The following is an 11,484-nucleotide window of genomic DNA, read 5'->3' on the forward strand; positions in this document are numbered from 1 at the left end:
GTTTGTGGGGGTGTGGACGGGGCGGTCCGGGGGCGTCTGGGCGACACGCCGAGGTGGGGCTCGGGAGGCTCGATGTGACCTGGGTCTACGCGAGAGGAGCCCGATCCAGGTTGCGTACGCCTGCCCGGGCCCTTACGGTTGACCACAACATCTAGTAGTTACACCGTTGGGATTTTCCACAAGTTGTGTTCTTGTGGCGATGTTCCGACAGGTGCGACTCGATTTCGTCAGGGGAGGGTTAAGGCGTGCACTGCCCGTTCTGCCGCAACCCTGACACCAAAGTGATCGACAGTCGTTCGACCGACGACGGGGGCGCCATTCGGCGGCGCCGGTCGTGCGCCGAATGCGGCAAGCGATTCACGACGCAGGAGAATGTGCTCGTGATGGTGGCCAAGCGCAGCGGGGTCACCGAGCCGTTCTCCCGGGAAAAGATCATCGCCGGGGTGCGCAGGGCCTGTCAGGGCCGTCCGGTGGACGAGGATGCGCTCGCGAAGCTGGGACAGCGGGTCGAAGAGGCGATCAGATCGTCCGGATCCGCGGAAATCCCCTCGCACGAGATCGGCCTTGCGATCTTGGGGCCGCTCGGCGAGCTCGATGAGGTCGCCTATCTGCGATTCGCCTCGGTCTACCGGAGCTTCGAGTCGCTGGACGACTTCGCCAAGGAGATCGAAACACTGCGGAAGGCCGGTTCCTCGGGGGAGCCCGGCCCGCCCCGGTAGGGGCGGTTCCGGCAGCACACAGCAGCAAACGTGAAAGAGCCACCGCGTCGGGCATGGCCTGCGCGGCGGCGGAGTTGTTCCTGAACAGGGCCCGGCGGGTGGGCCCGAGAGGGGGAAGGTCATGACGGAGACGGTGAGCGGCTCGGCGGCGCGGCGCGGCAAGGGGGGCCGCAAGGGGCTGAAGGTCGAGCGGATCTTCACCACGCCCGGCGTGCATCCATATGACGAGATGCGCTGGGAACGTCGTGACGTCGTCATGACCAACTGGCGTGACGGCTCGGTGAACTTCGAGCAGCGCGGGGTCGAGTTCCCCGACTTCTGGTCGCTGAACGCCGTCAACATCGTCACGTCCAAGTACTTCCGCGGCGCGGTCGGGACGCCGCAGCGGGAGTGGAGCCTCAAGCAGCTCGTCGACCGCGTCGTCCGCAAATACGTGGAGACGGGCCTGGAGCAGGGCTATTTCGCCTCCGAGCAGGACGCGGAGATCTTCGACCACGAGCTGAAGTACGCGCTGGTCCACCAGTTGTTCAGCTTCAACTCGCCGGTGTGGTTCAACGTGGGGACGAGGTCGCCGCAGCAGGTGTCGGCGTGTTTCATCCTGTCCGTGGACGACACGATGGAGTCGATCCTGGACTGGTACAAGGAGGAGGGCGTCATCTTCAAGGGCGGCTCCGGTGCCGGCCTGAACCTGTCGCGTATCCGTTCCAGTAAGGAGCTGCTGTCGTCCGGCGGCACGGCCAGCGGCCCCGTCTCGTTCATGCGCGGCGCCGACGCGTCCGCGGGGACGATCAAGTCGGGCGGCGCGACGCGGCGGGCCGCGAAGATGGTCGTCCTGGACGTCGACCACCCCGATGTCGCCGAGTTCATCGAGACCAAGGCGCGGGAGGAGAACAAGATCCGCGCGCTGCGGGACGCCGGGTTCGACATGGACCTGGGCGGCAAGGACATCGGCAGCGTCCAGTACCAGAACGCGAACAACTCCGTTCGCGTGTCGGACGAGTTCATGCGCGCCGTGGAGTCCGACCAGGAGTTCGGGCTGCGCGCCAGGATGACCGGCGAGGTCGTCGAGACCGTCAAGGCCAAGGAGCTGTTCCGGCTGATGGCCCAGGCGTCGTGGGAGTGCGCCGACCCCGGCATCCAGTACGACGACACGATCAACAGCTGGCACACCAACCCCGAGTCGGGCCGCATCACCGCGTCCAACCCGTGCTCGGAGTACATGTCGCTCGACAACTCGTCCTGCAACCTCGCCAGCATCAACCTGCTGAAGTTCCTCACCGAGGCCGGCACGTTCGACATCGCCAAGTTCGTCAAGCTCACAGAGCTGATCATCACGGCGATGGACGTCTCGATCACCTTCGCCGACTTCCCGACGGAGAAGATCGCCGAGACGACCCGCGACTACCGCCAGCTCGGCATCGGCTACGCCAACCTGGGCGCCCTGCTGATGGCGACCGGCCACGCCTACGACTCCGAGGGCGGCCGCACGCTCGCCGCGGCGATCACCTCGCTGATGACGGGCGTCGCCTACCGCCGGTCCGCCGAGATCGCGGGCGTCGTCGGCCCGTACGCGGGCTACGCGCGCAACGCCGAGGGTCACAAGCGGGTGATGCGCAAGCACACCGCCGCCAACGACGAGGTCCGCACCCTCGGCCAGATGGACAAGGCCATCCACGTCGCCGCGACCAAGCAGTGGCAGGAGTGCCTCAAAGCCGGTGAGAAGCACGGCTACCGCAACGCGCAGGCGTCGCTGCTCGCGCCGACCGGCACCATCGGCCTGATGATGGACTGCGACACCACCGGCATCGAGCCCGACCTCGCGCTGATGAAGTTCAAGAAGCTCGTCGGCGGCGGCTCCATGCAGATCGTCAACCACACGGTGCCGCGCGCCCTGCAGATGCTCGGCTACCAGCAGGAGCAGATCGAGGCGATCGTCGAGTACATCGCCGAGCACGGCCACGTCGTGGACGCGCCGGGCCTGCGCCAGGAGCACTACGAGGTGTTCGACTGCGCGATGGGCGAGCGGGCGATCAGCCCGATGGGCCACGTCCGGATGATGGCGGCCGTCCAGCCGTTCCTGTCCGGTGCGATCTCCAAGACCGTGAACATGCCCGAGCAGGCCACCGTCGAGGACATCGAGAAGGTGTACTTCGAGGGCTGGCGGCTCGGCCTGAAGGCCCTGGCGATCTACCGCGACAACTGCAAGGTCGGCCAGCCCCTCTCCGCCGCGGGCAAGAAGGCGGAGCCGAAGGCCGAGGTCGCGGTGGACGCGGGGGCGACGCGTCCCGTCCGCAAGCGGCTGCCTAAGCAGCGTCCGGCGACCGTCACCCGCTTCTCCGTGGCGGGCGCCGAGGGTTACATGACCGCTTCGTCCTACCCGGACGACGGTCTCGGCGAGGTGTTCCTCAAGCTCGGCAAGCAGGGTTCCACGCTCGCCGGCGTGATGGACGCGTTCTCCATGGCGATCTCCATCAGCCTCCAGTACGGGGTGCCGCTGGAGACCTGGGTGGAGAAGTTCACCAACATGCGGTTCGAGCCCGCCGGCATGACCGACGACCCGGACATCCGCATGGCGACGTCGGTGATGGACTACATCTTCCGCCGCCTGGCCCTGGACCACCTGTCCTACGAGGAGCGCGCCGGGCTCGGCATCTTCACCGCCGAGGAGCGCGCCATGCAGGCCAACGGAGAGGACCCGGCGACCCTGCACGCCGAGGACGAGGTCGACCACGAGACGCTCGCCCAGTCCGCCGAGATCACCCGTCCGGCGGCGGTCCAGGCCGCGGCCCCGGCGCCCGCCGAGGCACGCTCCTCGATGGAGGTCATCGAGAGCCGCCAGGGCCGCACCGCCGACGCGCCGCTCTGCCTCACCTGCGGCACGAAGATGCGCCCGGCGGGTAGCTGCTACGTCTGCGAGGGCTGCGGCTCCACCAGCGGCTGCAGCTGAAAAGGGGCCGCGGCTGAAAAGGGGCCGCGGGCCCACGCGGCTGCCGCTGATAGCACGCCGAGTTGCGTCTGACGCGGCGTTGAGGATTGGATCCGCATAAGCGGATGATGTGCACATCGAGGTGGGGACCGACCGTCAGGTCGGTCCCCACCTTGTGTCGTTCAATCGAGGCCTGTAGGTGCTGTCCATTCGGGCCCAGTATGGCGATCGGGCCGCGTGAGATCGGCGTTCTTGAGACGGTCGGCGACGATTACTGGTCGATAGTCATCTCTGGGATGTCTGCTGTTCGGCCATGTCTTGGACGAGGCTGGAACGCTCGTGAGCCTCGCGCGCTTCCATCACCTCTGGCAGATGCGCCTCGGACCACGCGCAACCGGCGGCCATGGGTTCACGCAGCGTATGGCCGAGTGGAGTCAGGGTGTACTCGACTCGCGGAGGTCTCTCGGCGTAGACGGTGCGTTCGACCAGCCCGTCACGTTCCATTGCCCGGAGCGTTTCCGTCAGCACCTTGGGAGTGACGCCGCGCAACGGAACCTGTATTTCGGAGAAACGGCGTGGCCCGGACTCCAGGCACCGGATTACCCTGCTCGTCCATTTGTCGCCGATTCGGATCAGAGAAGCGCCCGACGCGCGGCATCCGGCGAACATGTCCGGATCGAGTGGCTGTCTCATGGTCAGAGCGTACGTACTAACTATCGTTGCGGGAACCAAGGGGGCGTCGAATAGCGTCCGGGGAAGTGGCCGGCGATCGGCCGGCCCTGCCGAACGGAGCACTGTCGATGAGCAGGATTGTTGTTTTCGGTGCCGGTGGGCGTGCCGGCAGGCGGGCGGTGTCCGAGGCCGTGACCCGGGGTCACCAGGTCACGGCCGTTGTGAGAGACCCGGCCAAGTACCGGCAGCTCGCCGGTGACGGCGTGAGCCTGGTCGCCGGGGACGTGACCCGGGCGGACGACGTCGCCGAGATCGCCACGGGGCACGATGCGGTGATCAACGCCGCCGTCCGGCTCGACATCCCCTCGGAGGAGTTCTTCGTGAGCGGGACACACGCCCTGCTCAACGGCCTCGGACGCGCGGGCGTCGGACGGCTGGTGCTGATCGGCATCGGCACCACCCTTGAGGCCGCGCCAGGCGTCATGGTGCATGACGCGCCCGGCTTCCCGGAGGAGGGCCGGGTGTTCTCACTGGGGCATGCGGCGGCGCTGGCCGTGCTCCGTGAGGCGGGTCCCGAGATCGACTGGCTGGTTCTGGCTCCACCGCCGATCTTCCTGGACGACGCCGCGCCGCGTTCCGGCCGATACCGGATCGGCGGCGGCCGGCTCCTTCCAGGCGGAGATGGGACGGCCTCCTTCTCCTACGCCGATCTTGCGGTCGCGCTCATCGATGAGATCGAAACCCCGAAGCACCACCGCACACTGGCCGCCGTGGCCGCCTGACCTCTGTGGCTCCGTCAACGCCGTGAGCGTCCAGCCGCCTGGGGCCTGAACCGAGCTTCGGCGTCGTTATCGGGTCCTCGGTGGCCTCACGCCCCGAGGGCTCGGCGGACGCATCGCACCAGCAAGGCTCGTAGGACCGCATTCTCCGATCGGACTCTGCGCGGCACCGCGTCCGGCGTGGTCGGCCATGGCCACGGCGGAGGCAGTAGCCGTAGGGGACTATTGCGTCCGCCCTGTCACACCGTCGCGTGTCGCGTCGTCTCCCTGGTGGAAGGCTCTGAACAGGAAGGCGATAACCATGAGAGCAGTACGTATCCACAAGTCCGGCGGTAGCGAGGGCCTTGTCCTTGAGGACGCGCCGCTTCCGTACGCCGCCACCGGTGATGTGGTGGTGCGAGTACACGCGGCCAGTTTCGTCCCAGACGAACTGGACTGGCCCGGCACCTGGGTCGATCGGGCCGGACGGGACCGGACGCCGTCCATTCCCGCCCACGAGGTGGCCGGTGTGGTCACCGAGGTCAGATACGGCACGCCAGGGCTGGCCGTCGGCGACCGTGTTTTCGGTCTCACCGACTGGCACCGCAACGGCGCGGCGGCGGAGTTTGTAGCGGTCGAGGCACGCAATCTTGCGCGGATACCCCCGTCCCTTACCTTCGCCCAAGCGGCCGCACTGCCGCTCGCGGGGCTGACCGCCTGGCAAGGGCTCTTCGTGCATGGCGGTTTGGAGGCCGGCCAGACGGTCGTCGTCCACGGAGCGGGCGGCGGGACCGGCACGCTCGCCGTCCAGCTGGCCCACCAGGCGGGCGCGCACGTCATCGCCACCGGTCGTGGACGGGCCGCCGGCCTGGCTGCGGAGATGGGCGCACAGACCTTCGTCGACCTGGAACGGGACCAGTTCGACGAGGCCGTCGAACCTGTCGACCTGATCTTCGACACCATCGGCGGCGATCTGCTCGCGCGCTCCGCTCAGAAGATCAAGCCAGGTGGCGCGCTCGTCTCGATCACCGCGCCGCCGCCGGTGCACCCCGAGGCGGGACGCGCGGTGTTCTTCATCGTCGAGCCCAACCGCGACCAGCTCACCGAACTCGCCCTGCGAGCCGAGTCGGGCCGGTTCCTCCCGCATGTCGGCGCCGTCTACCCGTTGGCCGAGGCCAGAGAAGCGTTCCAGGCCAAGCAGAAAGGCGTCCTCGGCAAGGTGGTGCTAGAGATCTGAACGAGGCGCTGGGGTCGGCTCCGGCTGGTTCCGTCCTGTACGGACGGCCGCGAGCAAGGCTCGGCAGTCGATCCGCGGAATGCAAGGTCGTCCACCGGGCTGAGATATCCCGCACCATCGCGCGCGAACGCCGCGGGCGCTGGGAACCGCCCGTCGATGCCTCGACCCGTCGACGCGCCTCGGATAGACGGGGTCATCTCTCCAAGGCAGAGCTGGACGGCATGCTGCGAGAGAGCGCCCTGGCGACGGTCGAGCAGGCGTGTTCCACCACTTGGATTCCGTCCGGCATCGTGGCGTGGCGTTCGGAGACGGCGGCGATCAGGAAGACGCGGCCCGCGGCGCGCACAATGCCGACGCTGTTGATCGTCCAGCGGCCGCCGTGGACATGGCGGGGGAGCCACCCGTTCTTGAGCGCGACGTCGGCGCCCCGCCCGGCGGCCGCACTCACGCCCCACGCCTGCTCCGGCGCCACATCGCCCATCAGGTGCCGGACGTAGCGGCGGTTCGCGGCCGAGAGCCGGCTGCGGGACGAGGTGAGAGCGGTCAGCAGCCTGACCTGGTCGGCGGCGCTCGTGATCGTCGAGCCCCAGGCGTCGCCCGGACCGGGCTTCGTGCTGCGGAGTCCGAGCCGCCGGTTCGCGGCTGCCAGCCCGTCCGACCCGCCGATGGCGTGCCACAGCGCGGTGGCCGCGGTGTTGTCGCTGACCTTGATCGCTCGTTCGGCCAGACTCCTCTCCGTGGCCGTCAGGCCGCGTTTGTCCTGCTGTGCCCGCAGGAGCAGCGCCATCACGATGTCGGCCTTGATGATGCTGGCCGTCGCCGTCCGCAACCTGGGCTTGTAGGTGAAGGCCAGGCCGGTGGTGATCTCTTGCACCGAAACAGAGAGCGCGCCCGGACGATCGTCCATGTACCGGTCGAGAGCGCGCGTCAGCGCCGCACGCTGGGACTTCGTGAACCTGGGATCGGGGCGCGGCATGGGTTCCGGGCTGACGGGCGGAGGCGGAGCGGTCCTGATAGGGGTGGGTTCGTCCGGAAGTGTCGCAGAGCCGCTCGCGGGAACCACACTGATCACAGTGGCGGCCGCAAGCACGGTGCGAAGCCATCGTGTCGCACGCGTCATGGACGCGGCCTGTGGCGTACCGGTCGTGCGATCGGCGCGATTTCCTCAAGTCGCATGGCCGGGAGTGTCGTGATCGTTGTGTTGCTCCGGCGTTACCCCTCTTCTCGTCCACATCGCATGCGCTGTATGCTTTGTATGCAATGGAGGCGTACATGCAGGTCGACACGGTCTACCGGCGGCTTCGCGAGCTGATCGTGGCGGGCGAGTACCCGCCGGGCGAGCGGCTCACGGAGACGGCGGTCGGCGAGACGCTCGCGGTGAGCCGCACGCCGGTTCGGGAGGCGCTGCGCAGGCTGGAAAGCGACGGCCTGGTCCACGGCGTCGGACGCGGGATGGTCGTGACCGTCCTGACGCCCGATCGCCTGGGACACGCCTACGCGGTGCGGGCCGCGCTGGAGACGCTCACCGCGGAACTCGCCGCCGACCGGCAGCGCACCGGTCGCATCGCCCCCATCGCGCTGTCCGACCTGGAGCGGGACGCGCGGCGCCTTGAGGACGTGACCGCCGCCGGAGACCTCGACCAGGCGATCGAGCTCAACCGGAGGTTCCATCGGGGCATCGCCGAGCTGGCGTGCAACCCGATCGCCCTGGAGATCCTGGATCGCTTGTGGGACCAGATCATCGTCTCCACGAGGGCCTCACTGGCCCCTCCGGAACGCCCCGAGACGGTCGCGTCCGAACATCAGGACTTGCTCCGGGCGATCGTCCAGGGCGACCGAACGCTCGCCGGACAGATCGCTGGCGACCATGCCCGCGCAGCCAAAGCGACCCTGGAGTAACCGAGTGAAGGAGGCCAGGATGCCGAAGACCCATCACTACGAAGTGTCCGTGACCTGGACGGGCAACAGCGGCACCGGGACGAGTTCCTACCGCGCCTTCGAACGAGCCCACGAGGTGGAGGCGAAAGGCAAGCCGCCGATCGTGGGCAGTTCCGATCCCAGTTTCCGCGGTGACGCAGGTCGGTGGAATCCAGAGGAGCTACTGGTCGCATCCGTTTCGCAGTGTCACATGCTCTGGTTCTTGCACCTGTGCTCCACTAAAGGGATCGTCGTCACCGCGTACACCGACAGCCCGTACGGCACCATGGTCGAGACGCCGGACGGTGGAGGACGGTTCGAGGAGGTCATCCTGCGGCCCCGAGCCGTCCTGGACGACCCAACGAAGGCCGACGAAGCGGCCGGCCTCCACGAACAAGCTCACAACCTCTGCTTCATCGCCAATTCGGTGAACTTCACCGTCCGCCACGAGCCCACGTTCGGCTAGACGTTCCCTCGTCGGGCTAGGCATGCTCGCCTCAGCGGCCCTATCGCCGATGCGAGCAGGCCAGACACCAATCATCTGACAGGCTCCAACACTGAAACGCTGTCAAGATGATGGGATCCCGCTACCTGGAGTCTTTCGGGACCGTCGCACGCGAACTGCATTTCACACGGGCCGCGGAGGGGTCGCAGATCGCGCGGCCCGCGCCATCACTACAGATCCGCAAGCTCGAACGCCAACTCGGCCGTGCGCTGTTCGAGCGGAACAACCACCGCGTAGAGCTGGAGGGCAACGCAGGCGGGACGGTCGAGCGCTGCGACCCGCCCAAGGGCTTCTCACCCGGGCAGGGGCCGCTGCTGGAGCACGTCGATCGCATCCTGGCCGACATCACCGCAGTCGAAGAGGAGATGCACGGATGGGCCGGGGAACCCTTGGCCGCATCCGTCTCGCGGCGGCGCGCGGGCTGACCGCCAGGCTGGCCCGTCTGCTGGCAGCCTTCTCCAGCGAGTCCCCGGCGGTGGTGGTGGAACTCCCTGAGTTGAACGCCGAGGAGATGGTGACAGGGTGGTACGCAGGACGGCTCGACGCAGGCGACACTCGCCGACATCTCGCCAGAACTGGGCCACCAGGCCGTCGCACGGTCCTTCGGCGACATTCATGACCGCACCGCCATCCCACCCCCAACTCATCACACGCGCCGTTCTCACCGCCATGGGCGGCTGCGAGCCCAACTCGAAGTGCCCGCCCCCGCCGCGCTCAACGCCGACCCCAACCCGGACGAGATCGTTGAGGCAATGCGGCACACTCCGCGCGCGCTGAACGCTGGTCACCGCCCCCAAAGAAGTTCTCCACTGAACGCGACCTGCGTTCAGCGAACAACGAACGCCGGCTGACTCACGATCGCCTGGGACGATCAGGGCGTGCCTTCGACGATGGGTTTGAGCAGCAATTCGAGCCGGTCCTGGTGGTGGTCGGGCCGAAGCCGATGCCCGTGGACGAGGGTGGCCAGCCCGTGCAGTGAACTCCACGTCACCTCCGCTAGCGTCTCCAGGTCACGTTCTCCGGCGAGAGGCTCCAGCGCGGTCATGAACTCGGCGAACGCCTCCCGCAACTGCTTGGGAGACTCCCCAGTCCCGAACGTGACATCGATCTGTTGGACGAACATCGCGTCGTACAGTGCGGGTCGCTCCTGGGCGAACTCCAGATAGGCACCCGCCACGGCCCGCAGCGCCTCCTCCGGAACCTCATGGCCGGTGCGGGCACTGTGCAACTGCCCGGCCAACTCGCCGAACCCGTCCACCGCAACGGCGGCCACGATGGCGTCCTTGCCTTTGAAGTGGCTGTAGAGCACCGGCTGGCTGTACTCCACGCGCTCAGCCAGCCGGCGCGTGGTCACCGACTCCCAGCCCTCGGCCTCGGCCATCTCCCGGGCCGCCCTGACGATCAGGCGATGACGTTCTGCTCGCTCGCGCTCGCGGCGCTCCTGTACTGACACATCTCAACCCTAGCATCGCTAGAACTTTGAGCAAAGACATGCTACCATCGACTCATGAACGAGCGACGCTAACAAGATCACTGCTATCGGTGCTCAGTGAGCCCGGCCACGAGCTTTAAGGGGCGTATCCGGCATGGCGGGCGCTGGAATGGGAGTGCCCTCGTAACCCCGAACCGTGCCGAAGCGGTCCCCGGCCATCCAGTCCCTCCGAGCCTGCGCGATCTCACTGCCCGTCCGCGCCACGAAGTTCCACCACATCACCAGCTTCTCCTCGAACGGTTCACCGCCCAGCAGCACAAGACCGCTGTCGCTGTCGGCCCGCAACGGCAACTCCCGGCGACCGCACCCGAGATACAGCATCGATCCCGGCTCCATGCGCACGCCGTCCACCTCCGTGATGCCGGACATCGTGAGCGCCGCGTATTCGAAGTCGGGTTCAAGCGGCAACCGCACATCGGCACCGCCCCTCAGCGAGAGGTCAGCCCCCATGATCGGAGTGAACGCCGTCCCCGGCGAGGCGACCCCGTCCAACTCGCCCAGGATGACGATCGCGCTGAAGCCCCGTCCGTCCACCGTGGGAAGGTCGGCGTGATGCTCGAACACGGGATCGGTATGCCGATGAGCATCGGGCAAGGCCACCCACAGCTGCGCGCCGTGCAGGATCGGCGAATGCCCGCGCGGGGACTCCTCCGAGTGCGCGATGGCCCGTCCGGCGGTCATCAGGCCGAGTTCCCTGGGCCGGACGGTCTGCAGGCTGCCCAAGCTGTCGCGGTGCAACACCTCTCCGCCATGCAGCCAGCTCACCGTCTGCAAGCCGACATGCGGATGCGGCGGCACCTGCATGCCGGGCTGATCGGCGATGTCGTCCGGCCCATAGTGATCGACGAAGCACCAGGCCCCCACCATCCGCCGCCCCAGACTCGGCAGCAGCCTCCGGACCACCGTGCTCTCACCGAGCGGCACCCGGCGCGGCGGCAGCAGTTCACGCACAGGCCGCGCCGAAACATCGTCCCGCCCACCGCACAGCACCGGCTTCGGCCGAATATCAAGATCGCTCATAGCCCCGCCTCCCTGAGCATTTCTTATGAATCTACGTTCTGTTGCGCGGCGCCCAGGCACCTCCCGGCGTTGTCGTCGGTCACCAGCCAACACCGGGCCGGCCCCCTCCTCCGCCTTGCGATGCACGCACCTGAACGCCGCCCACGACGAACAAGACCCATAGGAAACGCCCTAGCCGCCGCCCGGGAAGGCGACCCACAAGCAACAATGCCCGCTCCCCGCCCCACCACAACTCCAC

General features: G+C 67.7%; 11 protein-coding genes. 7 read left to right on the forward strand and 4 right to left on the reverse strand.

Annotation, left to right across the window (positions count from 1 at the left end; translation table 11 throughout):
- The first annotated feature begins 245 nt into the window (after positions 1 to 245).
- Both nrdR and E1298_RS36510 read left to right on the forward strand, forming a co-directional pair.
- Positions 246 to 719, forward strand: a complete 474-nt coding sequence (nrdR, locus tag E1298_RS36505) for a transcriptional regulator NrdR (protein WP_131901575.1) — start codon at positions 246 to 248, stop codon at positions 717 to 719.
- Between the two features lie 121 nt (positions 720 to 840).
- Positions 841 to 3,666: a vitamin B12-dependent ribonucleotide reductase gene (locus E1298_RS36510; protein WP_131901577.1), complete on the forward strand. Its 2,826-nt coding sequence runs from the start codon at positions 841 to 843 to the stop codon at positions 3,664 to 3,666.
- 264 nt (positions 3,667 to 3,930) lie between these two features.
- Here the strand turns inward: E1298_RS36510 and E1298_RS36515 are convergent, their stop codons facing one another.
- Entirely contained in the window at positions 3,931 to 4,338 is a 408-nt protein-coding gene (locus tag E1298_RS36515) for a winged helix-turn-helix transcriptional regulator (RefSeq protein ID WP_131901579.1), read from the reverse strand.
- Between the two features lie 107 nt (positions 4,339 to 4,445).
- Here E1298_RS36515 and E1298_RS36520 point away from each other — a divergent pair, with 107 nt between their 5' ends.
- Together E1298_RS36520 and E1298_RS36525 are read left to right on the forward strand one after the other, a co-directional pair.
- Positions 4,446 to 5,099: an NAD(P)-dependent oxidoreductase gene (locus E1298_RS36520; protein ID WP_131901581.1), complete on the forward strand. Its 654-nt coding sequence runs from the start codon at positions 4,446 to 4,448 to the stop codon at positions 5,097 to 5,099.
- A gap of 298 nt (positions 5,100 to 5,397) precedes the next feature.
- Positions 5,398 to 6,312 (forward strand): NADP-dependent oxidoreductase, encoded by a 915-nt coding sequence (locus E1298_RS36525; protein ID WP_131901583.1) that lies wholly within the window; start codon positions 5,398 to 5,400, stop codon positions 6,310 to 6,312.
- Positions 6,313 to 6,505: 193 nt separating this feature from the next.
- On the opposite strand, the gene E1298_RS36530 is transcribed toward E1298_RS36525, so the two are convergent.
- On the reverse strand, positions 6,506 to 7,288 hold the full coding sequence (locus E1298_RS36530; RefSeq protein ID WP_165975848.1) for a serine hydrolase: 783 nt from the start codon (positions 7,286 to 7,288) through the stop codon (positions 6,506 to 6,508).
- A gap of 296 nt (positions 7,289 to 7,584) precedes the next feature.
- On the opposite strand from E1298_RS36530, the gene E1298_RS36535 reads away from it, so the two are divergent.
- From E1298_RS36535 to E1298_RS36545, 3 genes are all read left to right on the forward strand, one after another.
- On the forward strand, positions 7,585 to 8,211 hold the full coding sequence (locus tag E1298_RS36535; protein WP_165975849.1) for a GntR family transcriptional regulator: 627 nt from the start codon (positions 7,585 to 7,587) through the stop codon (positions 8,209 to 8,211).
- Between the two features lie 19 nt (positions 8,212 to 8,230).
- The gene (locus tag E1298_RS36540; RefSeq protein ID WP_131901589.1) at positions 8,231 to 8,695 is read left to right on the forward strand and encodes an OsmC family protein; all 465 of its coding nucleotides are present in this window, start codon (positions 8,231 to 8,233) and stop codon (positions 8,693 to 8,695) included.
- 107 nt (positions 8,696 to 8,802) lie between these two features.
- On the forward strand, positions 8,803 to 9,159 hold the full coding sequence (locus E1298_RS36545; protein ID WP_243726030.1) for a LysR family transcriptional regulator: 357 nt from the start codon (positions 8,803 to 8,805) through the stop codon (positions 9,157 to 9,159).
- 446 nt (positions 9,160 to 9,605) lie between these two features.
- On the opposite strand, the gene E1298_RS36550 is transcribed toward E1298_RS36545, so the two are convergent.
- Both E1298_RS36550 and E1298_RS36555 read right to left on the reverse strand, forming a co-directional pair.
- Positions 9,606 to 10,187: a TetR/AcrR family transcriptional regulator gene (locus tag E1298_RS36550; RefSeq protein ID WP_131901591.1), complete on the reverse strand. Its 582-nt coding sequence runs from the start codon at positions 10,185 to 10,187 to the stop codon at positions 9,606 to 9,608.
- A 93-nt stretch (positions 10,188 to 10,280) separates the two neighbouring features.
- Positions 10,281 to 11,246 (reverse strand): pirin family protein, encoded by a 966-nt coding sequence (locus E1298_RS36555; protein WP_131901593.1) that lies wholly within the window; start codon positions 11,244 to 11,246, stop codon positions 10,281 to 10,283.
- Positions 11,247 to 11,484 lie beyond the last annotated feature (238 nt).

The organism is Actinomadura rubrisoli (genome assembly GCF_004349215.1).
In the GTDB taxonomy this organism is placed as follows: Bacteria; Actinomycetota; Actinomycetes; order Streptosporangiales; family Streptosporangiaceae; genus Spirillospora; species Spirillospora rubrisoli.

What these genes read in the sequence shown, in the direction of transcription:
- E1298_RS36520 (WP_131901581.1), top strand. Translation starts at nt 4,446, where the DNA reads ATGAGCAGGATTGTTGTTTTCGGTGCCGGTGGGCGTGCCGGCAGGCGG.
- E1298_RS36515 (WP_131901579.1), bottom strand. Translation starts at nt 4,338, where the DNA reads ATGAGACAGCCACTCGATCCGGACATGTTCGCCGGATGCCGCGCGTCG.
- E1298_RS36530 (WP_165975848.1), bottom strand. Translation starts at nt 7,288, where the DNA reads ATGCCGCGCCCCGATCCCAGGTTCACGAAGTCCCAGCGTGCGGCGCTG.
- E1298_RS36540 (WP_131901589.1), top strand. Translation starts at nt 8,231, where the DNA reads ATGCCGAAGACCCATCACTACGAAGTGTCCGTGACCTGGACGGGCAAC.
- E1298_RS36555 (WP_131901593.1), bottom strand. Translation starts at nt 11,246, where the DNA reads ATGAGCGATCTTGATATTCGGCCGAAGCCGGTGCTGTGCGGTGGGCGG.
- E1298_RS36545 (WP_243726030.1), top strand. Translation starts at nt 8,803, where the DNA reads ATGATGGGATCCCGCTACCTGGAGTCTTTCGGGACCGTCGCACGCGAA.
- E1298_RS36510 (WP_131901577.1), top strand. Translation starts at nt 841, where the DNA reads ATGACGGAGACGGTGAGCGGCTCGGCGGCGCGGCGCGGCAAGGGGGGC.
- E1298_RS36525 (WP_131901583.1), top strand. Translation starts at nt 5,398, where the DNA reads ATGAGAGCAGTACGTATCCACAAGTCCGGCGGTAGCGAGGGCCTTGTC.
- E1298_RS36535 (WP_165975849.1), top strand. Translation starts at nt 7,585, where the DNA reads ATGCAGGTCGACACGGTCTACCGGCGGCTTCGCGAGCTGATCGTGGCG.